At 75.3% G+C, this 23,154-nt stretch carries 17 protein-coding genes; 12 read left to right on the top strand and 5 right to left on the bottom strand.

Annotated features, from left to right (window positions below):
• Positions 1-72: 72 nt before the first annotated feature.
• Entirely contained in the window at positions 73-438 is a 366-nt protein-coding gene (locus VEW93_12730) for a hypothetical protein (protein ID HYI62657.1), read from the bottom strand.
• Between the two features lie 23 nt (positions 439-461).
• Between VEW93_12730 and VEW93_12735 the strand changes: the two genes are divergently transcribed.
• The 4 genes from VEW93_12735 to VEW93_12750 all read left to right on the top strand — a co-directional run bounded on the left by VEW93_12735 (position 462) and on the right by VEW93_12750 (position 4,853).
• Positions 462-1,442 (top strand): ATP-binding cassette domain-containing protein, encoded by a 981-nt coding sequence (locus tag VEW93_12735; GenBank protein HYI62658.1) that lies wholly within the window; start codon positions 462-464, stop codon positions 1,440-1,442.
• Complete coding sequence (locus tag VEW93_12740) at positions 1,439-2,305, top strand: ABC transporter permease (protein HYI62659.1); 867 nt, start codon at positions 1,439-1,441, stop codon at positions 2,303-2,305. The genes VEW93_12735 and VEW93_12740 overlap by 4 nt, the downstream gene beginning before the upstream one ends.
• Before the next feature lie 72 nt (positions 2,306-2,377).
• Positions 2,378-3,181 carry a hypothetical protein gene (locus VEW93_12745; protein ID HYI62660.1) on the top strand — a complete coding sequence of 268 codons (804 nt, stop codon included), beginning with the start codon at positions 2,378-2,380 and terminating at the stop codon, positions 3,179-3,181.
• A 4-nt stretch (positions 3,182-3,185) separates the two neighbouring features.
• Positions 3,186-4,853, top strand: coding sequence for a DNA polymerase Y family protein (locus VEW93_12750; GenBank protein ID HYI62661.1), 1,668 nt, complete (start codon positions 3,186-3,188; stop codon positions 4,851-4,853).
• 8 nt (positions 4,854-4,861) lie between these two features.
• On the opposite strand, the gene VEW93_12755 is transcribed toward VEW93_12750, so the two are convergent.
• The gene (locus tag VEW93_12755) at positions 4,862-7,195 is read right to left on the bottom strand and encodes a CocE/NonD family hydrolase (protein HYI62662.1); all 2,334 of its coding nucleotides are present in this window, start codon (positions 7,193-7,195) and stop codon (positions 4,862-4,864) included.
• Positions 7,196-7,486: 291 nt separating this feature from the next.
• Between VEW93_12755 and VEW93_12760 the strand changes: the two genes are divergently transcribed.
• A complete protein-coding gene (locus VEW93_12760) occupies positions 7,487-8,749 on the top strand; it encodes a hypothetical protein (protein HYI62663.1) in 1,263 nt (420 codons plus the stop codon).
• Positions 8,750-9,028: 279 nt separating this feature from the next.
• Positions 9,029-10,651, top strand: a complete 1,623-nt coding sequence (locus VEW93_12765; protein HYI62664.1) for a DUF222 domain-containing protein — start codon at positions 9,029-9,031, stop codon at positions 10,649-10,651.
• Positions 10,652-10,661: 10 nt separating this feature from the next.
• Here VEW93_12765 and VEW93_12770 read toward each other — a convergent pair whose 3' ends face one another.
• From VEW93_12770 to VEW93_12780, 3 genes are all read right to left on the bottom strand, one after another.
• Entirely contained in the window at positions 10,662-11,108 is a 447-nt protein-coding gene (locus VEW93_12770) for a MarR family transcriptional regulator (protein HYI62665.1), read from the bottom strand.
• Positions 11,105-12,418 carry a chloride channel protein gene (locus VEW93_12775; protein ID HYI62666.1) on the bottom strand — a complete coding sequence of 438 codons (1,314 nt, stop codon included), beginning with the start codon at positions 12,416-12,418 and terminating at the stop codon, positions 11,105-11,107. Before VEW93_12775 ends, VEW93_12770 begins: the two co-directional genes overlap by 4 nt.
• 93 nt (positions 12,419-12,511) lie before the next feature.
• Entirely contained in the window at positions 12,512-14,782 is a 2,271-nt protein-coding gene (locus VEW93_12780; GenBank protein ID HYI62667.1) for a hypothetical protein, read from the bottom strand.
• An 88-nt stretch (positions 14,783-14,870) separates the two neighbouring features.
• Between VEW93_12780 and VEW93_12785 the strand changes: the two genes are divergently transcribed.
• The 6 genes from VEW93_12785 to VEW93_12810 all read left to right on the top strand — a co-directional run bounded on the left by VEW93_12785 (position 14,871) and on the right by VEW93_12810 (position 23,150).
• Positions 14,871-15,998, top strand: a complete 1,128-nt coding sequence (locus tag VEW93_12785; GenBank protein ID HYI62668.1) for a Gfo/Idh/MocA family oxidoreductase — start codon at positions 14,871-14,873, stop codon at positions 15,996-15,998.
• On the top strand, positions 15,995-16,867 hold the full coding sequence (locus tag VEW93_12790) for a PmoA family protein (protein HYI62669.1): 873 nt from the start codon (positions 15,995-15,997) through the stop codon (positions 16,865-16,867). Before VEW93_12785 ends, VEW93_12790 begins: the two co-directional genes overlap by 4 nt.
• 170 nt (positions 16,868-17,037) lie before the next feature.
• Positions 17,038-17,706, top strand: a complete 669-nt coding sequence (locus VEW93_12795; protein ID HYI62670.1) for a hemolysin III family protein — start codon at positions 17,038-17,040, stop codon at positions 17,704-17,706.
• A gap of 218 nt (positions 17,707-17,924) precedes the next feature.
• On the top strand, positions 17,925-19,493 hold the full coding sequence (locus VEW93_12800) for a DEAD/DEAH box helicase (protein ID HYI62671.1): 1,569 nt from the start codon (positions 17,925-17,927) through the stop codon (positions 19,491-19,493).
• A gap of 254 nt (positions 19,494-19,747) precedes the next feature.
• The gene (locus tag VEW93_12805) at positions 19,748-22,399 is read left to right on the top strand and encodes an EAL domain-containing protein (protein HYI62672.1); all 2,652 of its coding nucleotides are present in this window, start codon (positions 19,748-19,750) and stop codon (positions 22,397-22,399) included.
• Positions 22,400-22,469: 70 nt separating this feature from the next.
• Complete coding sequence (locus tag VEW93_12810) at positions 22,470-23,150, top strand: response regulator transcription factor (protein HYI62673.1); 681 nt, start codon at positions 22,470-22,472, stop codon at positions 23,148-23,150.
• The last annotated feature ends 4 nt before the right edge of the window (positions 23,151-23,154 follow it).

Below are 23,154 nucleotides of genomic sequence, written 5' to 3' on the forward strand. Positions count from 1 at the left end.
GCGGCCACCGCGAACACGCCGTAGCCGAAGACCAGGACGCGGCCCCAGCCCGAGGACAGGCTCCCCGTGTGGTCAGGCACCGGCGCCAGCCCAGATCGCGTCGAGCCGGAGCTCGAGGCCGATCACCGTGAACACGGCGACCGCCAGCACCGCCGTGCCGGCGCGAGAGCGTTCGGCGAGCGACCAGAAGGCGCCCACGGGCAGCGCGAGCGCGATCCCGACCAGATAGCTCACGAACAGCACCCCGGAGACCTCTCGTGAGGTCTGGGCGAGGGCCACCGAGCCGACCACCAGCTGGACCACCAGGAGCAGCTCGACCACGGCGAGGACCACGAACATCGGGTCCCCGGCCACCTCGTCCTTGGCCAGCAGCACCAAGGTGCCGACCAGTGCGATGCCGGCGGCGGCGTACACCAGCACCTCCAGCCAGACGTTCACGCCCCGAACCCTAGACTCACGCCGTGCCCGAGCCCGCCACCGACTGCGCTGTCGAAGTCGACGGCCTGGTCATGCGGTACGGCGAGAAGCTGGCCGTCGACGACCTCAGCCTCACCGTGGAGCGGCACACGATCACCGCGGTGCTCGGCCCCAACGGGGCGGGCAAGACGACCACGCTGCGCATGCTGGCCACCCTGTCGGTCCCCGACGGGGGCACGGCCCGGCTCCTGGGCCACGACGTGGTGGCCGAGCCCGACGCGGTGCGCAGCCGGGTCAGCCTCACCGGCCAGTTCGCCTCCCTCGACGAGGACCTGACCGGCCGGGAGAACATGGTGCTCCTCGGCCTGCTGCTGGGCCTGGGGCGGCGCCGGGCCCGGGCCCGGGCCGTCGAGCTGGTCGACGCCTTCGGCCTGACCGAGGCGGCCGACCGCCAGGTCAAGACGTACTCGGGGGGCATGCGCCGCCGGCTCGACATCGCCGCCAGCCTGGTCGTCACCCCCGACGTGCTGTTCCTGGACGAGCCCACCACCGGCCTCGACCCCCGCAGCCGCAACCAGGTGTGGGACATCATCCGGGCCCTGGTCACGGCGGGCACCACCGTCCTGCTCACCACCCAGTACCTCGACGAGGCCGACCAGCTGGCCGACCGCATCGCCGTCATCGACCGGGGCCGGGTCATCGCCGAGGGCACGCCCGGCCAGCTCAAGGCATCGGTGGGCGGCGGCTCGCTCCACCTCCGGGTGGCCGACCCCGACGAGCGCTTCGCCGCCGTCCGCATCCTCAGCGAGGCCCTGGGCACCGAGGTGGCCATCGAGGCCGACCCGGCCGCCGTCTCGGCCCGCCTGGAGGACGCCGAGCGGGTGGCCCACGGCCTGGTCGAGCTGTCCCGGGCCGGCATCTCGGTGAGCGAGATGAGCCTGGGCCAGCCCAGCCTGGACGAGGTCTTCCTGGCCCTCACCGACCACCCCGCGACCACCCCTGACGACACCGAGGAGGCGGCATGACCGCGACCACCACCCCCCCGTCCCCCACCGCCACGGCGCCGGCCGAGGCCCCCGTGGCCGCGGCGTCGGTGCTGGCCGTGCTGGCCAGCGGCGACCGGCCGGCCCGCCCCGGGCCCCTGTCGTCCTCGCTCACCCACGGGTGGCGGGCCCTGCTCAAGATCAAGCACGTCCCCGAGCAGCTCTTCGACGTGACCATGTTCCCGGTGATGATGCTGCTGCTGTTCACCTACCTCTTCGGCGGGGCCCTGGGCGGCTCCACCCAGGAGTACGTGCAGACCTTCGTGCCCGGGATCCTGGTGTCCACCGTGGTGATGATCACCATGTACACCGGCGTGGGCCTGAACAACGACATGCAGAAGGGCGTGTCGGACCGCTTCCGGTCCCTGCCGTCGTGGCGCCCGGCGGCCATCGTGGGCGCCCTGCTGGGCGACGCCGTCCGCTACACCATCGCCTCGGTGGTCATCCTGGGCCTGGGCGTGGCCATCGGCTTCCGGCCCGAGGGCGGGGTGCCGGGCCTGGTCGCCGGGGTGGCCGTGCTGCTGGTGTTCGCCTTCAGCCTGTCGTGGGTGTGGACCCTGCTGGGCCTGGTGCTGGAGACCGAGAAGGCGGTCATGGGCACCAGTATGATGATCCTGTTCCCGCTGACCTTCGCCAGCAACATCTACGTCGACCCGGAGACCATGCCGTCCTGGCTCCAGGGCGTGGTCGAGGTCAACCCCATCAGCCGGGTGGTGGACGCCGTCCGCAGCCTCATGGCCGGCTCGTTCGAGGCCAGCCAGCTGGGCTGGGTGACGGTGGCCGCGGTGGCCTTCGTGGCCGTCTTCGCCCCCCTGACCATGCGCCGCTACCGCCTCCAGGACTGATCCCGCCCCCACCCCGGCCCCTGCACCCCGCCCGCCTTGCGGGAGGGGTACAGGTGTTCGATACTCGAGGTCATGACGTTCGGGTCCGGGGCTGCTGCGGTGCGGGAGGGGCGGCTGGCCACGCTGGGGGAGCGGGCCCGGCCCCTCACCCTGGCCGAGCAGCGGGTGCTGCCGGTGCTGTCGGCCCTGGCCCCCCTGCTGCCCGGCGGGGCCCTGGCCCGGGGCACCTCGGTGGCGGTGGCCGGGCCCGGGGCCACGTCGCTGGCCCTGGGTTTGGCCGCCGCGGCCTCGGCCGCCGGATCGTGGACGGCGGTGGTGGGGGTCGGTGACCTGGGCGTGGCGGCGGCGGCCGAGGCCGGGCTGGCCCTGGAGCGCACGGTGCTGGTGGCCACCCCGCCGCCCGAGCGGTGGGGCACGGTGGTGGCGGCGGTGGCCGAGACGGTCGAGCTGGTGCTGGCGCGCCCGCCGGCCCGGGTGCGGGTGGCCGACACCAGGCGCCTGGCCGCCCACCTCCGCACCCGGGGCGGGGTCCTCGTCCGCCTGCCCGGCCCGGGGACCTGGCCCGAGGCGCCCGACGTCACCCTCCGGGCCCTGGCCCCCGACTGGAAGGGCGCAGTGGCCGCCGAGCGCCTCGACGGGGCCGGCCGCCTGCGGGCCCGCCGCCTGGTGGTGGAGGCCAGCGGTCGACGCCGGGCGGCCCGGCCCACGCGGGTGGAGCTGTGGCTGCCGGGGGCCGACGGCGCCCCCGCCCCCGTCGTGCCCGTCCCAGTGGGATCCGCCCCCACGGTGCCGGCCCCGGCTTCAGCCCCGGCTCCGGCGCCCGCTCCCGCCGTCGCCCGGGGCCCGGCTCCGGCCGGCTGGGCCGAGGCGGGGTAGGGGCGTGGCCCGCGACCTCGACCGTGGCCGGCCCGACCGCGACCGGCCCGACCGGGTGTTGGTGGCCCGGGTGCCCGACTGGTCGGTGCTGGCCGCCGGGTACGACCGGTCCGAGCCGGTGCTGGTGGTCCGGGCCAACCGGGTGCTGGCGGCCTCCCCGGCGGCCCGGTCGGTGGGCGTGACCGTGGGCCTGCGCCGGCGCGAGGCCCAGCGCCGGTGCCCGGAGGCGGTGGTGGTGGCGACCGACCCCGACCGCGACGCCCGGGCCTTCGAGCCGCTGGTGGGGGCCCTGGCCGCTCTCACCCCCGCCGTCGAGGTCACCCGGCCCGGGACGGTGGCCCTGGCCACCCGGGGCCCGTCCCGCTACCACGGGGGCGACGAGGCCCTGGGGGAGCAGGTGGTCGAGCTGCTGGCCCCCCTGCTGCCCCGCCCGGCCCCGGTGCGGGTAGGGGTGGCCGACGGCACCTTCGCCGCCACCCTGGCCAGCCGGCCCGGCCCGCCCGAGCGGGCCCTCGGCCCGGGCGACGTCGTCGACCGGCCCGACGACCCGGGTCCGGGCCAGAGCCCCGTCCGGGTGGTGGCCCCGGGGGCCTCCCTGCCCCTGCTGGCCCACTGGCCGGTGACCGAGGCCGCCGCCCACCTGGACACGCCCGAGGCCGATGCCGCGGCCGACGTGCTGGGCCGCCTGGGGCTGCGCACCCTGGGGGCTCTGGCCGGGGTGCCGGCCGGCGACGTGCTGGCCCGGTTCGGGCCCGACGGCGCCCTGCTGCACCGCCTGGCCCGGGGCCTCGACCCCCGGCCCCTGGCGGCCCGGCGCCCGGCCCCGGAGCGGGCGGTGGGCACCGAGCTCGACCCGCCGGTCGAGCGGGTCGACACGCTGGCTTTCCGGGCCGTGGGCCTGGCCTCGGACCTGCACCAGCGGTTGGCCGCCGACGGGTTGGTGTGCCTGCGCCTGGGCATCGAGGTCGAGACCGAGCACGGCGAGGTGCGCCGCCGGTCGTGGCGCCACGAGGGGGGCCTGTCGGCGGCCGCGGTGGCCGACCGGGCCCGCTGGCAGCTCGACGGCTGGCTCAACGGCCCGTCGGTCGACCGGCCCACCGCCGGGATCACCCGCCTGCTGCTGGACCCCGAGGAGGTCACCGCGGCCCGGGGTCGCCAGCTGGGCTTCTGGGGGGGCGAGACCCGCCTGGACGAGGGGGCGGCCCGGGCCCTGGCCCGGGTGGCGGCCCTGCTCGGGGCCGACGCCGTGGCCGTGCCCACCCTGGGCGGGGGCCGGGGCCCGGGCGATCGGGTGGAGGCGGTGCCGGCCGGCCTGGTCGACCTGGTCGGCGACCGGCCCCCGGCCGGGCCCGGGGCCGAGGGCCCGTGGCCGGGCCGGCTGCCGCCCCCGTCACCGGCCCTGGTGTTCGCCGAGCCGCCGGAGGTCGACCTGCGGGCCGCCGACGGCGCCCCGGTGGGGGTCGACGGCCGGGGCCAGGTCAGCGCCCCCCCCGCCCACCTGGGCCGGGAGCCGGTGGTGGGTTGGGCCGGGCCGTGGCCGGCGGAGGAGCGCTGGTGGGACCCGGACCGGGCCCGCCGCCGGGCCCGGGTCCAGGTGGTGCTGGCCGACGGCACCGCCCACCTGCTGGCCCTGGAGCACGGCCGGTGGCACCGCGAGGGCACCTACGACTGACGGACGGGTCAGTCCCCGTTGGCCAGGGCCTCGTAGGGGCGACAGGCCTGGCCTCGCAGGCTGGGGCACTCCGGGTCGCCGGCGGGGACCTCGATGCCCTCGACCATGGACAGCACCAGCGACGAGGCCCGCTCGCCGCCCAGGCCCACTTGGCGCTCGTCGCCCTCCTCGCCGATGGTGGCGAACTTCCAGGTGCCCCGGTCGCGGCCGGGCGAGGAGACGACCACCCGCAGGCGGGTGCCGGCCCGGAAGGCCTGGGCGAAGGACGGGATGCCGACCTGGGCCTGCACCCACTCCCCGGGCTCCAACGGCTGGCGGCTCTCCGCGTCCCAGGCGTGGTGGACCTCCAGGTCGTCGCCGATCTCACCCTCCAGGGCCCGGTGCGACAGGCGGAGCTGGCCCGACTGCACCAGGAACTCGGTGCCGTCGGCCTGGACCGCGGTGATGGTCACCTGGACGTCGGCGTCGGTCGAGTCGGCCTGGACCCACAGGTCGGCGTAGCCGGTCCCGGCCAGCACCGTGTCGTCCTCGAAGGGCTCGGTGACGTAGCTGAGGGACGTGCCCTCGCCGGGCTGCTCCCAGTCGAAGTCCCAGGTGGGGGCGAGCAGGTCGTAGCCGCCCTCCACCTCCTCGCCCTCCTCGGGGTCCTCGGCCTCCTCGTTGAAGAAGGTGAGCTGGCCGGCCTCGGGGTCGTTGGTGAAGGTGTCGGCCCCCTCCTGGCCCGGGGCCTCGTCGACCAGGGTGCCGTCGGGGCCGAGGTACCAGGTGACCGGGGTGACGGCCGGCGGCGGCCACTCCTCGAAGGTGGCCTCGAAGCGGGCCGCCGGGGAGCCGGGCACGTCGCCCCCGGCCCCGTTCTCGAACAGCACCCGCACCTTGGGCTCGGCCTCGTAGGCGGCCAGGACGCCCTCCAGGTCGTCGTCGGCGAACTCGGGGAACCGGTCCTCCTCGAAGGTGAGGCCGGGGACGCCGAAGATGTCCTCGAACAGGACGGCACCCCCGGCCCGCAGGCCGTCGTCCAGGCGCGGGACCTGCTGGTGGACGTACAGCTCCAGGAACTCGTACCACCGGTAGAGGACCAGGGGGGTGTAGCCGTCGGGGTGGCGCCCGTTGAACAGGTTGAAGCGCTCCTGCTCGGTGCCGGTGAAGTTGTCGAGCATGTCGGCGAACAGCGGGCCGGTCTGCTCGTCCTGCCAGGCCCCGGTGAGGTACACGGGGACCTCGATGTCGCTCACCAGCTGGTAGAGGTCGCGGCTGTCCGCGTCGGGGGGGCGGTTCTCCAGGGCCCGGGTGAACTCGCCGAAGTCGGGGTTCTGGTCCCGGATGGCCAGGTTGGCCTCGCAGGCCTCGTCGCCCTCCTCCTCGACCCGCTTGGTCACCCAGTCGGTGCCCCCGCCCTCGGACTGGCGGTTGCGCTCGGCCAGCCACTGCTCGGTGAAGCCGTTGTTGTTGATGCCCCCGGGCCAGGACATCTGCCAGGCGTCGCCGATGACCGACAGGGGGGTGATGGCGGCCAGGCTCGGGGGCCGGGTGGCGGCCACGTAGAGCTGGGTGATGCCGGAGTAGGACAGGCCGACCATGCCCACCTTGTTGTGCAGCACCCAGGGCTGGCGGGCGATGGTCTCGACCATGTCGTAGCCGTCGGCCTGCTGGGCCGGGTTGAACACGTCGAACACGCCGCCCGAGCACCCGGTGCCCCGCATGTTGACGCCGACGGTGGCGTACCCGAGCAGGCGGGCGATCATCGACCCCGGCTCCTCGGCGTCGGGGTTGGACGGGCCGTAGCCCGAGTACTCGACGACGGTGGGGTAGGGGCCGTCCTCGATGGGGCCGGGGAGGCGGACGTTGACGCTGAGCTCCACCCCGTCGCGGGTGGTGACGTAGCCGAAGCCCTCGCCGACCTCCTGGTCGTAGGCGCTCTCCTCGGGGTGGTCGTCGCGGGCCAGGACCGTGACCTCGTCGGTGACGGCCACCGGCTCCGCGCTCTCGTCCCGCACCGTGTAGGCGCCGGGGCGGAGCTGCTGCCCCGCGGCGCTGGGCAGGGTGCCGCCCTCGCCGGTCTGGAAGGTGAGGTACTCGTCGGGCACGTAGGCGAAGTGGGCCTGGCCGGCCTCGTCGGTGGTGAGGGTGAGCAGCTTCTCGTCCTCGGTGTTGACCAGGGTCAGGTCGTGGCCGGGCTCGGCCCCGGTGACGGTGAGGGTCTCCACGCCGGGGGTGGCCTCGAAAGCGGCCGCCGTGGTCTCCTCCGACGGGTCGATCTTGGGCCGGGTGGAGCCCGGCTTGGCGTCGTCGCCGTCCCCGCCGTCGTCGCTGCTGCACGCTCCGGCCAGGAGGGCCAGCACGGCCAGGAGGGCGAGGGCGGATCGACCGGCCCGTCGGGGACGGCCCGCCGGTCGGGCGCGCGGGGCGGAGCTGGCCATGTGTCCCCCTGGACGTGTCACGGGCCGCCGGGTGCGGCCGGGACACCGTACCGGAGGGGCCTCTCCGGCCCGAGGACGACCACCGCCGCGGGTTCAGGTGGTGGTCGCGGCCCGCCCCGGGCTCGAGCGGCTCCGCCTGCCCCGCCGTGCGACCCCCTCCGCCTGTTCGCCTGTTCCCCCGTTCGGCCTGGGGGGACGTGGGAGACTCCGGCCGTGTCCGGTCCGGGGGGCGACGACGTCGCGGTGCGGCGGGCCACCGAGCGGTGGCTGCTGCGTCGGGGCCTGCCCCACCTGATCGAGGGTTACCGGGCCCGCGAGGACGTGTTCACCCGCAGCGTCGGGGTCCTGACCCTGATCGCCCTGGTCGAGGTGGTCAACGCCGTGCGCCTGGAGTGGCGGTGGTGGCAGAACGCCCTGGCCCTGGTGGGTGGGGCGACGTTGCTGGTGGGGTCGTTCGTGGTCGTGAACCTGGTGCGGGAGCGGGCGCCCCTCCAGCGCCCCGACACCGTGGGGCCGGTCGAGCTGGGCCTGTTCGTGGTGCTGCCGGCGCTGGTGTCGCTGGCCTTCGGTGAGCCGGGGTCGGCCGCCCTCACCGCGGCGGCCAACCTGGGCCTGCTGGTGCTGGTGTACGTGGTGACCAGCTACGGCCTGGTGCCCATGACCCGGTGGGCGCTGGGCCGGGCCGTGGGGGCGGTGGGCAGCGTGGCCGCCCTGGTGGGCCGGGCCCTGCCCCTGCTCCTGGCCCTCACCATCCTGGTCTTCGTCAACACCGAGGCGTGGCAGGTGGCCGCCGCCCTGCCCGGGTCGCTGTTCGCCCTCACCGGGGCCATGTTCGTGGTCGTGGGGCTCCTGTTCCTGCTCACCCGGCTGCCCGGTGAGGTGGCCCGCCTGGACGACGAGCTGGGGGCCGGGGGGCTGGTCGCGGCGTGCGCCGGCACGCCGGTGGAGGACTGCGTCGACCGGGTGCCGTCGGAGGCCCGGTCGCCGGGCACGGCCGGCTTCACCCTCCGGCAGCGGGTCAACGTCTACCTGGTGCTGCTGTTCGCCCAGGCCGTCCAGGTGGTGCTGGTGTCGCTGGCCGTCTTCGCCTTCTTCACCGCCTTCGGGGTCGTGGCCATCCGGCCCGAGGTGATCGACGCCTGGCTGGGCGACATCCCCAACGACGTCGTGGCGCAGGCCACCCTGTTCGGCCACCGGGTGGAGGTCACCGCGGCCCTGCTGCACGTGGCCGGGTTCGTGGCCTTCGTGGCCGGCTTCTCCTTCACCGTGTCGATGGTGACCGACTCGGCCTACCGCCAGGACTTCTTCGACGAGGTCGTGGGCCAGGTCCGCCAGGCCCTCGCCGTCCGCACCGTCTACCTGGTGGTCGTGTCGGCACCGACGGCCGACGCTCCGGCCCCCACCGACCAACGCCCCGCCGGCAAGACCGCCGCCGTGGAGAAGCCGCCCGTCGGTGGCGAGCGTCCCGGGCGGTGAGCGCACTGCCATAGGGGAGTGGCCTGTCGGTGGTTCGGGCGGTGGGGCGTTGTCGTGAAGGGACGCCCGTCGGCGGCGGGTGTGGTCCTGGGCGGTGAGTGTTGCCGTGAGAGCGGCCGTTGGTGGGCGCGTGGCTCGGCGATGAGCGCGCCGCTGTGGTTGACCTCCCTGCTGAGCTGACTGGCCGCCTCGCCTCCGGGCCTGCCGGGGCCAATCGCGGCTTGCCGTCGGGATCCCGCTGACGGCGGGCTGTCGTACCCTGGGCGTACACTTGTTCCCATGATCGAAGTGGTCGCAGGGGCATCTGAGCGGGCGGGTTCGTGTGGTCCGTCGGTGGCGGGTGACGCGGTCGAGCGGTTGGAGCGTGAGGTGGCGCGGGTGGCGGGGGTGCGCAACGCCGCGGATGCGCAGCTCGTTGCGTTGGTGGCGGAGGCGTTGGGGGGTGGTCTGTGGCAGGGCGATGGTGTGCACACGCCGGTGCAGTGGTTGATGTGGCGGGCGGGGTTGGAGCGGTCGACGGCGCAGCGGATCGTGGGGCTGGCCCGACGTGCGGCGGAGCTGCCGGTGACCATGGGTGCGTTCTCGGAGGGCCGGTTGTCGTTGGATCAGGCGGCGAAGGTGGCGCGGTTCACGCCGGCGCCGTTCGAGGCGTCGGTGTGCGAGCTGGCCGAGAGCGCGACGGTGGCGCAGATCACCAGGGCGACGTGTCGGTATGACTTCGATGCGGCGGTGGCGGGTGTGGTGCCGGTGACGGCGGCCGAGCCGATCCCCGAGGCGCCGGACCCTGCGTCGGAGGACGAGGTGGAGCGGTCGGTCACCTTCGGTACCGATGAGGCCGCGTGGTGGGCTCGTGTGCGGTTGCCGGTGGAGCAGAGCCTGGTGGTCCAGGCCGCGCTGGGCACCGCCCGCGAGCGCCTGCACCGTGAGGACGTCGAGGCCCGGGTGTCGTGGGCCGATGCGTTGGTGGGCATGGCCAACACGACCTTGGCCTGTGACGCGGCGGGGGCGGAGCGGGCGGCTCGGACCCACGTGCTGATCCACCTGGAGACCGGGATGGCCCTCGGGTCAGTACCGGAGGATGGGGGTGGAGCGGTCCCCACTTCGATCCCCGGTTCGGTCACGGGGTCGGCCGCCGGCTCGTGTCGGCCCCGATGTGCGCCGGGTGATTGGGCGTCGGGTCCGGCTGCGGGCCCGGCACCGGGGTCCGGGGCGAGGGCTGTCGGGTCCCGGGACGGCCCGGCACCGGCGGGCGGGGCGGCGGCGCCTGGTCCTCGCGAGGCCGAGACGGAGGCCGAGACGGAGGCCGGAACCGAGAGCGGGTCGCTGGCCGGGTTGGTCATGGCGCGGTCTGGGCCGCCGGGCTCTGGGGTCGGAGCTGTTGGTGGTTGGGTGGCGAGTGTGCATGGGGGGCCGGTGGTGCCGGCGGGGGTGCGGCGGTTCGTGACCTGTGATGCGGATGTGCAGGTGGTGCGCCTGGTCGACGGGCGGCCGGTGGAGGTGGGGCGGGTGCATCGGACGCCGTCGGTGCGGCTGCGGCGGTTGGTGGAGCACCGCGATCAGGGGTGTCGGGTGCCGGGGTGTGATCGGAGGTTGTGGTTGCACGTGCATCACATCAAGCACTGGGAGGACGGCGGTCCGACCAGCAGCGCCAACTTGTGTTGCTTGTGCCCGTTCCATCACCGCTTGCATCACAAGGGTCGCCTGGGCATCGGTGGTGATGCTGATGGTGAGCTGACCTTCACCGATCACCAGGGGCGACGGCTGGCTCCTGCCGGGCGGCCCCGGCCGCCGGGTCCCGGGGACGCGCCTCGGGTGTCGCCGTACCGGGGGCCGACCGGCGAACGCCTCGATCCCCGCGCCGTCCACTTCGCCCCCACCCGCACCGGCCCCACCGCCGCCTGACGGCGGGGCCTCAGTCCTGGTCGGCGGAGTCGAGGCGGGTCAGCCCGCCGACCGTGGCCCGGAGCTGGCGGAGCTCGAGGCGGTGCCGCTCGCTGAGCGAGGCCAGCACGGTCTCCCCGGCGGGGGTGAGCGTGCAGAGCGTGCGGCGGCGGTCGGCCGGGTCGGTGCTGCGTCGGAGCAGGCCGGCCGCCTCGGTGCGAGCCAGCAGCTCGGTGGCCGAGTGCAACTGGAGCTGCAACGCCTCGGCCACCGACGAGACCGAGGCCGGTCCCGGCCCGGGGTGGCCCCGCACGGCGAGGAGGGCCTGGTGCTGTTGGGGCGTGAGCCCCGCCTTGCGCGCCGCGTCCTTGGAGAAGCGCAGGAACCGGCGCAGCTCGGCCCGGAAGGAGGCCAGCGCCTGGTAGTCTTCGTCGCACAGCGGTGGCGCGTCCGGACGCGCCGGGGGCTGCGGGCTCACGGGGCCCCCAGAGGGCCGGGGGCGATGTCCGGGGCCGGTTCGGGTCCGAGCTGGGCATCGGCGTCACCCCGGTCCGCGGTCTCGTCCCGGCGGCGCTGCGACTCGATGAGCCGGATGGGGCCGGTGAGGGCCAGGGCCACCAGGGCGGCGATGAGGGCGGTGGGGAGCAGCCGCACGCCGGCCATCTCGGTGACCACCAGCGTCGAGCCGAGCGGCGTCTTGGTCACCGCGGCGTTGCAGCCGACCATCATCGTGGTCACCAGCACCCACTTGTTGGTGCCGGGCAGCTGGACGTGGGCGGCGGCCCCCAGCGTGGCCCCCACGAAGAACAGCGGGATGATGAAGCCGCCCCGCCACTCGCCGGCCACGGCCACCACCGCCCCGGCCAGCTTGACCCCGGCCGCCACCAGCAGCGTGCCCGCCGCCACCTTGGCCACGAGCAGGTCGTGGAGCGCGGCCTCGCCGTTGGTCAGGGCGTGGCGGTCGACCAGCGCCAGCAGGCCCAGCCCCAGACCGCCGAGCACGGGCCGGGCCGCGGTCGGCAGCCGCGTCGTGACCCAGCGCAGGGCCCGGACCCCGGCGGTGAAGGCGTACGCGACCACGGCCGAGGCCACGCCGGCGGCCACGCTCCAGCCCAGGTCGGCCAGTGTGATCGAGTCGATGCCGGGCAGGTCGAAGATGGGTTCGAGGCCGCTCCCGGTGGCCACCACGTAGACGGCGTAGCCGGCGATGGAGCCCACGAAGGCGGGCATGAGGGCATCGGCGTACTCGAGGCCCCGGCGGTGGGGGATCTCCAGGGCGAACACCGCGGCCCCGATCGGGGAGCCGAACAGGGCGGTGAAGCCGGCCGCCATGCCCGTGATGGTCAGGACGCGCAGGTGGCGGCGGTCGAGTCCCCAACGGGTGGCCAGCCAGCCCCCCACCGCCCCGGTGGCCTGCACCAGGGGGGCCTCGGGGCCGAGGGTCCCGCCCGAGCCGACGCACAGCAACGAGATGGGCAGCAGCGACCGGAGCGACCGGACCTCCCGCGTGCCCCCCATGACGTGGATGTCATCCACCAGCAGCTCCACGTTGCGGGTGGGGCCGAGGACCCGGACGATCAGGGCCACCGTCGCGCCCACGGCGGCGAGCACCACGATGTGCGGGACCGGGGACCAGGCCTCGGGGCCGAGCAGGTGCTCGATGACCATCAGCGCCGCCAGGTAGGCGGCCCCGATCACCCCGCCGACCACGCCGGCGGCCGCCACCTTCCAGGCGAAGGGCGACGGCAGCTGGGCCCGGGCGGCCGGAGGGAGGGTGGGAGCCCACATCGGGGATGGATCGTAGGACGATCCTTCTGGTCGGACGCAACGACGCCGCCGAACCCCCCGGTCCGCTGCGTCCCTTCCGGCTGGAGCCGGCGGTCAGCCGGCGGTGGCGGTGCGGGTGGCGGTGGTGAAGTCGAGCTCGATGCTGGCGCCGCCGGCCTCGGCCCGGTAGCGCTGGCTGTCCCACGCCGAGGTGGCCCACGGGCTGTCCCACCGGGCCTGGTCGTCGGGGTGGAGGTCGACCTCGTCCCCGTCGACGGTCAGCGTGTCCAGCGAGGCGTCGTCGGCCTTGGGGGCCCAGCCGAAGGTGATCTCCCCCTGGGAGGGCGATCCGTAGCGCACCAGGAACCCGTCGGCCGGGGTGCGGGGGCACTGGGCGGGCACGGCCCCGTCCGGGGCCGGGGGGCACGGCGTGTCGCCGGCCATGGGCGTCACCTCGAAGGGGGCCGAGGTGACGGTTTCGACGAAGGCGGCGAACGGGTCCTCGGCGCCGGCGTGGTCGGCGGCCCGGCCCACCTCGGTGATCCACACGTTGTCGGGGCCGCCCTCGGCCACCAGGTCGAACCGCTCGGTCAGGCCCCGGGTGAACTCCTCGGGCCCGTACTCCCGCCAGCGGGTGGGGCGCCACGAGCGCAGGGCGACGTAGCCGTCGCCCTTGCGGCCGATGACCCAGCCGTCCCGCTCGACCACCTCGTCGAAGTGCTCGGTGGGGAACCAGGCGTGGGTCAGGTCCCCGTAGCGGAAGGAGTAGCCGCCGCTGCCCGGCCCGGCGGCGGCCTCGTACTGGGGGGCGTAGATGCTCATCGACACGGTGCCCACCTGGGCCGACCGGGGGGTGGCCCCGTCGCCGGTCCAGTAGCCCTCCCGGTCGTTGGGGTCGTCGACCAGGGGCACCTCCTCGCGGGGGTGGGTGGTGAACACCAGCGTGTCGGGGTCGATGGTGGCCTGCCAGATGTGGCTCTGCTCGGTGCGCTGCCCGGCCCGCCAGTCCACCGCGGTGGAGAGCATGACCTCGGGGCTGCGCCAGGTGTAGGTGTCGACCTCCGATAGCAGGCCCGGGTTGATGGGGATGGCCAGGGAGCGGGCCAGCTCGCGGATCTCGTCGTCGGAGGCGGTGGCCACGATGGGCTCCAGGGCCGCGGCCTGGCGGAAGTTGGTGCTCTCCCACAGGTCGAGCTCCTGCACCAACCGGGCCGAGGTGGGGGCCACCTGCCACGGGAACTGGGCCCCGATGCCCCACCACACCATCAGCCCGTCCTCGCCCTCGTAGCTGAGGCCCTCGGGGGCGGGGGCGTCGGCGTCGACGGGGGCGTTGGGGTCGATGGGCAGGCTCTGGTGCTGGCGGATGATCGCCTCCTCCTCGGAGGCGGCGATGCGGCGGGCCACCTCGGGCGGGCGGTACCGGGTGGCGGTGGCCAGGAGGGTGGCGGCATCGGCGTGCTCGTAGGGCACGGGCGTGAGGTCGAAGACCATCTTGGCCACGCTGAAGGTGTCCTCGTCGCGGCCGTTGAGCTTGTCCTTCTGGTAGCTGCGGCCCTTGGTCGCGCCGAACACGCCCTTCTGGAGGTGGGAGGCCATCTCCACGAACAGCACGTCCAGGGTCATGGTGGCCAGGCGGGCGATCTCCGGGTCCTCGGCGTGGTCGGCCAGCAGCAGCAGGCCCATCATGTCCTCGGTCCAGTACACGTTGGACAGCCACTCGCTGAACCCGAACCGGGCCCGCAGCTCGACCCAGCGGCGGATGCGGGGCTCGGCGTGCTCCATGTGCTGGCGGCCGCTCTTGCCGTCGTTGGTGAAGGTGGCGTCGGGGAAGGTCTGCCCGGCGATGTACTCGTCGGCCAGGAAGATGATCTGGTGGTTCTCGGTCCAGTAGAACTGGTCGTCGATCACGCCCTCGGGGGTGGGCTCGGTCCACCAGTACTTGAAGGCCAGGACCCGCTCCTCGACCGCGGCCCGCAGATCGGGGTCCAGGTCGTCGCCGGCCCGCAGCAGCAGGGTGATGAGGCGGTTGACGTCGAAGTCGCTGGTGTCCTCGAAGGTGCGCAGCTTGGCGAAGATGGGCTCGAACGTCTCGGGCGTGGCCTCGGCCAGGTCCGGTTCCTCCCCGGCCCGGCGGGCGGCCTCGGCGTGGGCCAGCACCGACAGCGCGTCGGCCGGGTCGAGGCCCTCGGCGGTGGCGAAGGCCAGGTAGTCGTCCTGGCGGGCCGTCCACTCCTCGGCGGGAACGGTCCCGGCCAGCAGGGTCGGATCGTCGGCCACGGTGGCTCCTGAGCTCGGGGTCGGGCTGGCGCCGTCGTCGTCGTCGCCCCCGCTGCAGGCGGGAGCGATGACGGCCAGGGCGAGCAGGATGGCGATCGTTCGGCGCACGGGTGCACCCCCTTTTCGGCCGCGCACCCTACCCGGGGGGCCGAGCCCACTGTTGCCCGGCTCACCGCGCCGGCCAGACTCGGGGCCGATGGCCGCACCTCCCACCGACGCCTCCGATCCCCCCGTCCCGGCCCCGCCCGCTCCGGGGCCCGACGACGGTCGCACCCGGGTGGCCGTGGTCGGCCTAGGCATCGGCCGGATGCACGTGCTGGCCTTCGCCGAGGTGCGGGACCGGTTCCGGGTGGTGGCCGTGTGCGACGTCGACGCCGAGCGGGCCACCGAGGTGGCGGGCTGGCTCCGCGACGTGCGGGCCGAGACCGACCTGGCCGCGGTGCTGGCCGCCGCCGACGTCGACGTGGTGGCCCTGTGCACCCCGCCGGCCCAGCACCGGGCCCAGATCGAGGCCTGCCTGCGGGCCGGCAAGGACGTCATCTGCGAGAAGCCGCTGGTCGGCTCGGTGCGGGAGGTGGACGAGGTGGCGGCCCTGGTCGCCGAGACCGGCCGCACCGTCATGCCCATCCTCCAGTACCGCTTCGGCCGTGGGCTCCAGCGCCTCCGCCACCTGGTGGACACGGGCGTGGCCGGCCGGCCCTACGTGGCCAACATCGACGTGGCCTGGCTCAGGGGTGCCGACTACTACGCCACGCCGTGGCGGGGCCGGTGGGAGACCGAGCTGGGCGGCGTGCTCCTGACCCACGCCGAGCACGCCCTGGACATGGCCCTCTTCGTCCTGGGCCCGCCGGTGGGGGTGTGGGCCCGCACCGCCACCCTGGTCAACGACATCGAGGTCGAGGACTGCGCGGCGGTGACCCTCCGCTTCGCATCGGGCGCCCTGGCCACCCTGTCGGCCACGCTGGGCTCGGCGGTGGAGATCTCCCGCCACCGCTTCACCTTCGAGCACCTGTCGGCCGAGTCGGGCACCGCGCCCTACACCAACGGCGAGGAGCCGTGGGCCATCACCGCCGCCGACCCCGAGCTCCAGGCCACCGTGGACGCCGCCGCCGAGCAGTTCGCGGGCCGGGGCGAGGACTACATCGGCCAGTTCCAGCGCTACGCCGAGGCCCGGGCCGCCGGCGCCCCCCCGCCGGTCACCCTGGCCGATGCCCGCACCCTCCTGGAGGTCGTGACCGCCATGTACGTCTCGTCCCGCACCGGCCGCGAGGTGGCCCTGCCCCTCGCCCCCGACGACCCCGCCCTCGACGGGTGGCGGCCGTGACCGCCCCCGGCGACCCGCCCCCCACGCCGGTGGCCCAGGGCGAGGGCACCACCACCGTGGCCGGGCGCTGGACCTACCACTGGGGGGCCCGGCGCCGCCCCTTCGTCCACCCCGTCACCACCCCGGCCGGCCACGTCCTGACCCGCGAGGCCCCCGACGACCACCCCTGGCACCACGCCCTGTGGTTCGCCATCAAGTACGTCGACGGCGACAACTTCTGGGAGGAGATGGAGCCCTACGGGGTGCTGCGCCACGACGACCGGCCCGAGGTGGTGGAAGCGGCCGGCGGCGTCGTCGCCCTCCGAGGGTCGCTGACCTGGACCCGGCCCGACCGCGAGACGGTGGCCCTGACCGAGGAGCGCACCCTCACCCACGTGCCCCTAGGCCCCGACGCCTACGCCATCGACCTCGACACCACGCTGGTGCCCGGGGCCCCGTGCCGGCTCGACCGCACGCCGTTCACCACCTGGGGCGGCTACGGCGGCCTCACCGTCCGGGGGGCGGGGGACTGGACCGACACCACGCTGCTGCTGGCCGACGGCTCCACCCACGACCGGGTGCTGGGCCAGGCCTCGGCCTGGTGCGACCTGACCGGCACGCCGCCCGGCGGGGCCGAGGGGGACCGGGCCGGCATCGCCCTCCTCGACCACCCCGGCAACCGGCGCCACCCCACGCCGTTCTACGGCAGCACCCGGGCCGACACCTACGGCGACGACGGCTGGTCCAACTTCCTCAACGCCGCCTTCCTGTGGCACGAGCCCCTGGACCTGGCCGCCGGTGAGGAGCTGCGGGTCCGCCACCGGGTCATCGTCCACGACGGGGTGTGGGAGCGCGACCGCCTGGCCGCGGCCTGGGCCGACCTCCAGTAGGAGGGCCGGGTCGCGGCCCCGGCGGGGGAGGGGCGCCCGGCCCGTCGTGACCAGAACCTCACCGGCCGCGCACGTCCGTCCCGCCTCCGCTCGGTACGGTCCCTCAAAGAGCGGCCGCGACCGGCCGACGGGAGGACGGGGCCGGTGGCCCCTCCCGGGAGGTGAGCCCCATGGACCAGATCGACGACGCCCTCGGCCAGATCCGCCTGGTGCTCGACCGCCCCCGGCTGCGGGGCCGCCTCCACCTGCTGGCCGCGGTGGTGTCGGTGGCCGGGTTGGTGTGGCTGGTCCGCTCGGCAGCCAGCCCCGAGGCCACGGTGGCGGCCTGGGTCTACGGCGTGACCTCGGTGCTGCTCTACCTGACCAGCGGCACCTACCACGTCTTCGCCCGCACGGCCCGGGCCCGCCGGATCATGCAGCGGGCCGACCACTCGATGATCTACCTGCTCATCGCCGGCAGCGCCACGCCGGTGGCCCTCCTGCTCCTCGACGGGTGGTGGCGGGCCGCCCTGCTGGGGCTCATGTGGGCCGGGGCCGTCACCGGCGTCGTGGTGAAGCTGGTGGCCTTCGACCGCCTGAAGAAGCTGGGCGGCACCCTCTACATCGTCCTGGGCTGGGCCGGGGTGCTGGCCTTCCCGGCCCTGTGGAGCCGGCCCCTCAGCCTGGCGCTGTTCGCCGGGGGCGGCATCCTCTACACGGTGGGCGCCGCCCTGTTCGCCGCCGGCCGGCCCCGCCTCTCGTCCCGCTGGTTCGGCTACCACGAGGTGTGGCACACCTTCGGGGTGGCGGCCGGTGCCCTGCTCTTCGCCAGCAACCTGGGCCTCATCCGGGCTGGCTGACCGGCCCGTCGGGCCGATGCCGCCCGGCGCCGCCCCGGGTCGGATGGGGGAGGACCGGGCCCCACCCGGTAGGGTCGTCGGATCACGGCACCTCCGGGTGCCACTGTCCCGGTGCGCAGCACGACGGCGATCCCGCCCTCTCGACCGGTCGACAGCTCCACCCTTGGTTCGCTGCGGCCCCGCACCCCCTCCCGGTGCGATCGATCCCAGGAGCCTCCGTGCCCCCCACCTTCGCCGAGCTCGGCGTGCCTGCCGAGCTGACCCACGCCCTCGAACGCCGCGGCATCACCGAGCCGTTCCCCATCCAGGCTGCCACCCTGCCCGACTCCCTGGCCGGGCGGGACGTGTGTGGCAAGGCCCCGACCGGCTCGGGCAAGACCCTGGCCTTCGGCCTGCCCCTGGCCGCCCGAGTCAGCAACGCCGCCCCCAAGCGCCCCAAGGCGCTGGTGCTGGTGCCCACCCGGGAGCTGGCCGCCCAGGTCCGTGACGAGCTGGCCCACCTGCTCGCCCCGGTCCGCCGCACCGTCCACGCCTTCTACGGCGGCGTCGGCTTCGGCCCCCAGCTGGCCGCCCTCCGCAAGGGGGTCGACGTCGTGGTGGCCTGCCCGGGCCGGCTGGCCGACCTGGTGAACCGGGGCGACGTCCGCCTCGACCGGGTCACCTTCGTGGTCGTCGACGAGGCCGACCGCATGGCCGACATGGGCTTCCTGCCCGAGGTGAAGCGCCTGCTGGACCAGGTCCACCCCGAACGCCAGACCCTCCTGTTCTCGGCCACCCTCGACGGCGACATCGACACCCTGGTCCGCCGCTACCAGCGCGACCCGGCCCGCCACGGGGTCGAGAAGGACGAGGACGCCCCGGTCAACCGGCACGTGCTGTGGCGGGCCGAGCGCGACACCCGGGTGGCGGTCACGGCCGAGGTGGTGGCGGCCCACTGGCCGGCCATCGTCTTCAGCCGGACCAAGCACGGCGCCGACCGCCTGGTCCGCCAGCTCGGCAAGCTGGGCGTGGCCGCCGAGGCCATCCACGGCAACCGCTCGCAGGGCCAGCGCGAGCGGGCCCTGCGGTCCTTCACCACCGGTCGGGCCCAGGCCCTGGTGGCCACCGACGTGGCCGCCCGGGGCATCCACGTCGACGGCGTGGCCTGCGTGGTGCACTTCGACGCCCCGCCGGACTCCAAGGACTTCGTCCACCGCTCCGGCCGCACCGGCCGGGCCGGCGCCGAGGGCCTGGTCGTCACCCTGGCCCCCGCGGCCGACGCCCGGGCGGTGACCAAGATGATGCGCCAGGCCGGCGTGGACGTCGAGCTGGTCGAGCCCGACGTGGCCACCCTGGGCGAGGCCGCGGTGGCGCAGCGGCGGGCTCCCGAGCCGGCCCCGGCCGAGCGGTCCCGAGGGTCCCGTGACGGCGACCCGTCGTCCGGGCGCTCCCGCAGCCCCCGCAACCGGGGTGGGCGCGATGACCGCCCCCGCAGCTCGGGGGAGGGGCAGGGCCGCGACGGCGACCGGGCCGCTCGCCCCGACGGCGGTGGCCCCCGGCGCCGGCCCCGCAGCGGGGGCCGAGGCGGTTCCGAGCAGCTCGGTCTGGACGGGGAGCGCCGGGGTGGCGGCGGTGGCCGGCCCTCCGGTGGCCGGCCCGGGCCCCGGCCGGCTGGGGCCCGCTCGGGTGGCGGAGGCTCCGGTCGCCCCGGCGGCTCCTCCGGCGGTCGCTCTGGCGGCGGTCGCTCGGGTGGCGGTCCGTCCGGGGGTGGCCGCTCCGGCGGCGGCTCCCGCTCCGGGCGCCGCTGACCCCGACGCGCCCCATGGTTCGCCCGCGGCGCGGGTGACGGTCGCACCCCCTCGCCCCGGTGACTGCAACAGAGCCGGGACCGAGCGCGACGCCGCGCCGACGAGCGGGCCGGTGGGGCGCGCCCGGCGCCGGCGGCCCGGGCCATCCGCCGACGGTCTGCGACCGACGGTGGCAGGGCGGCCCGGCCCGCACCACGGGGTGACATCGGCAGTCACCCCTCACGTCACCCCCGGTGCGGCCGATGGGCACGGCCATGCAGATCCGCGCCCTCTCACCTGCGCCGGTGGCCTTCCTGGCCGCCGTCGCGGTGGTGGGCACGGGCTGGGCCCTGCTGCTGCACGAGCCGGGGTCCGGCGCTCTGCGCGCCGGGTTGGGAGTGGTCGCGGTGGTGGCCGCCGGGATCGGCCTGGCCCACCGCCGTCCGACCCCCCGCCTGGCCTGGGGCCTCCACCTGGGGGCCCTGGCCGCCCTGGTGACGGGCGACGTCCTGAGCTGGTGGCAGCGGGAGGTGGGCGCCGAACCGTCCCCCGCCGTCCACGACACCCTGTTCGTGCTGGGCGTGGGGGCCCTGGGCCTGGCCCTGCTGGCCCGGACCCCGGAGCCCACCGCCGCCCGTGACCCCTTCGGCCCCCTCGACGCCGCCATCTTCAGCGTGGGCGCCGCCCTCCTGACCTGGACCTTCCTGGTCGACCCCCTGCTGGAGGGGCCCCCGCTGTCCCGGGTCGACCTGGCCTGGGCCTCCTCCCAGCCGGTCATGGCCACCGTGCTGCTGGTGCTCGGCCTCCGGCTCCTGTTCGGCACGGCCACCCGCTCCCCGACCGTGGTCCTGGCCCTGGCCGGGGCGGTGGTGCTCCTGGGGGTGGAGAGCGCCCGCCAGATGGTCGAGGTGGACGGCGGCTCGCCCGACGCGGTGGCCGTCCAGCTCGGCTTCGTCGCCGCCTACGCCCTCCTCGGCGCGGCCGCCCTCGACCCCAGCGCCCGCGACCGGTTGGCCCCGCCCTCGCCGGCGGCCCAGCTCCACCGCTGGCGGATCGTCGTCCTGGTCGTCACCGCCCTGGTGCCCCCGGTCATCCTCCTGGCCCAGGTGCTCGGGGCCGCCAACCCCCAACGCGACGACGTGGTGGCGGCCACCGCGGCCACCGTGGCCGTCTTCGCCCTGGCCCTGGGCCGGCTGTCGCTGCTGGTCGGCTCGGTCCAGACCCGCACCGTGCAGGAGGGCGAGGACCGCTTCGAGGCCCTGGTCGAGTACTCGACCGACGTCATCAGCGTGGTCGACAGCGAGGGCATGATCCAGTACGTCAGCCCGGCCTTCCGCACCGCCCTGGGGCGCGACCCGGAGGGCCACGTGGGCACCGCCCTGCGGCGCATCGCCCACCCCGACGAGGTGGCCACCCTCACCACCCACCTGTTCCAGGCCGCCTCCCGGCCGCGGCACAGCACGTCCCGGTTCGAGACCCGCCTCATCGCCGCCGACGGCACCATCCGCGAGTTCGAGGTGGTGGCGGCCAACCTGGTGGGCGACGACGTGGTCGACGGGCTGGCCCTCACCATGCGGGACATCACCGACCGCAAGACCTTGGCCGCCGAGCTGAGCCACCAGGCCTTCCACGACAGCCTCACCGGCCTGGCCAACCGGGCCCTGTTCGCCGACCGGGTCGACCACGCCCTCCACCGCCGCCGGCGCGAGCCCCAGTGCTCGGTGGCCGTGCTGTTCGTGGACCTCGACGACTTCAAGGCCGTCAACGACGGCCTGGGCCACGGCGCCGGCGACGCCCTCCTGCGGGCCGTGGGCCAGCGCATCGTGCGCTGCCTCCGGGCCGGCGACACCGCGGCCCGGCTGGGCGGCGACGAGTTCGCCGTCCTGCTGGAGGACGACACCATCGACGGCCAGTCGACCACCATCGCCAACCGCATCCTGGACGCCCTGCGGGTGCCGGTGCCGGTGGGTGACATGGAGCTGGGCGTGGTGGCCAGCATCGGCGTGGCCGTGGCCATGGGCGACGCCAGCACCGTGGGCCTGTTGCGCGACGCCGACATCGCCATGTACGAGGCCAAGCGGGCCGGCAAGGGCCGGGTCTGCGTGTTCGACCCGGCCATGCGGGACTCGGCCTCGGACCGCCTGGCCCTCCAGACCGACCTGTCGGTGGCCCTGGAGAACGACCAGCTCCGGGTGGTGTACCAGCCCATCGTGGACCTGGTCACCGGCCTGGTGGGTGGGGCCGAGGCCCTGGTCCGGTGGCGGCACCCCGACCGGGGCGAGATCCCCCCCGACTCCTTCATCCCGGTGGCCGAGCAGACCGGCCTGGTCGTGCCCATCGGCGAGTGGGTCCTGCACCAGGCCTGCCGCCAGGCCGCGGTCAGCGGGTCGACGGTGGGGGTCAACGTGTCCGGGGTGCAGTTCGCGGCGCCCGGCTTCCTGGACAGCGTGTCGGTGGCCCTGGCCCAGTCGGGCCTGCCCCCCCGCGGCCTCACCGTGGAGATCACCGAGACCGCCCTCATGGCCGACACCGAGGCCACCGCCCACCTGCTCGACCAGCTCCGGGCCCTGGGGGTGCGCATCGCCATCGACGACTTCGGCACCGGCTACTGCTCCCTGGCCTACCTCCAGCGCTTCGCCGTCGACGTGGTCAAGATCGACCGGGCCTTCGTGGCCGAGCTGGACGGGGCGTCCAAGGGCGACCGGCTGGCCAAGACCATCCTCCAGATGGCCGAGTCGCTGGACGTCACCACGGTGGTGGCCGAGGGCATCGAGACCGAGGAGCAGCTGGTCCGCCTCCAGGAGATGGGGTGCCGCAAGGGCCAGGGGTTCCTGCTGTCGCGGCCCCTGGAGCTGGAGGAGTACCAGCTCCTCCTGCGCGACCACCTCCCCGAGGTGGGCGAGGGCGCCGCCGTCGCCGCCTCCTGACCGGCTGCCCCCGGGCCCGCTCCCGGCTGGCTCCCAGGTGGCTCCCAGGTTCGGCGGCCAGGATGGGGCCATGGCCGGAGAGCGACTCCTCCTCGCGGACGACGACGACAACCTGCGCTCCATGCTGGAGGCCGCCCTCCGGCACCACGGCTACCAGGTCACCGCGGTGGCCTCGGGCCGCGAGGCCCTGGCCGCGGCGGCCGCCGCCCCGCCCGACCTGGTGGTGCTGGACGTGATGATGCCCGACCTCGACGGCTTCGAGGTGTGCCGCCGCCTGCGGGCCGACGGCAGCCGGGTGCCGGTGGTGTTCCTCACCGCCCGGGACGCCACCGAGGACAAGGTGCGGGGCCTGACCCTGGGCGGCGACGACTACGTGGTCAAGCCGTTCAGCCTGGACGAGCTGGTGGCCCGCACCGACGCCGTGCTGCGCCGCACCGGGGCCCAGCGCACCGCCACGGTGCTGCGCTGCGCCGACCTGGCCCTCGACGACGACGCCCACCGCGTCACCCGGGCCGGGGCCGACGTGGCCCTCTCGCCCACCGAGTACAACCTGCTCCGCTTCCTGCTGGCCAACCAGGGCCGGGTGCTGTCCAAGGCCCAGATCCTGGACCACGTGTGGAGCTACGACTTCGGTGGCGACGGCGGCATCGTCGAGACCTACGTCGGCTACCTGCGCAAGAAGCTCGACGGCGAGCCCCGGCTCATCCACACCATCCGGGGCGTGGGCTACGTGCTGCGCCAGCAGGCCTGAGGGT

This window comes from Acidimicrobiales bacterium, assembly GCA_035630295.1.
Classification (GTDB): Bacteria; Actinomycetota; Acidimicrobiia; order Acidimicrobiales; family Iamiaceae; genus Iamia.

Bases quoted from the DNA above. Each gene is read 5' to 3' on its own strand.
- VEW93_12775 (HYI62666.1), bottom strand. From the start codon at position 12,418: ATGTGGGCTCCCACCCTCCCTCCGGCCGCCCGGGCCCAGCTGCCGTCG.
- VEW93_12740 (HYI62659.1), top strand. From the start codon at position 1,439: ATGACCGCGACCACCACCCCCCCGTCCCCCACCGCCACGGCGCCGGCC.
- VEW93_12795 (HYI62670.1), top strand. From the start codon at position 17,038: ATGGACCAGATCGACGACGCCCTCGGCCAGATCCGCCTGGTGCTCGAC.
- VEW93_12805 (HYI62672.1), top strand. From the start codon at position 19,748: ATGCAGATCCGCGCCCTCTCACCTGCGCCGGTGGCCTTCCTGGCCGCC.
- VEW93_12810 (HYI62673.1), top strand. From the start codon at position 22,470: ATGGCCGGAGAGCGACTCCTCCTCGCGGACGACGACGACAACCTGCGC.
- VEW93_12785 (HYI62668.1), top strand. From the start codon at position 14,871: ATGGCCGCACCTCCCACCGACGCCTCCGATCCCCCCGTCCCGGCCCCG.
- VEW93_12765 (HYI62664.1), top strand. From the start codon at position 9,029: ATGATCGAAGTGGTCGCAGGGGCATCTGAGCGGGCGGGTTCGTGTGGT.
- VEW93_12745 (HYI62660.1), top strand. From the start codon at position 2,378: ATGACGTTCGGGTCCGGGGCTGCTGCGGTGCGGGAGGGGCGGCTGGCC.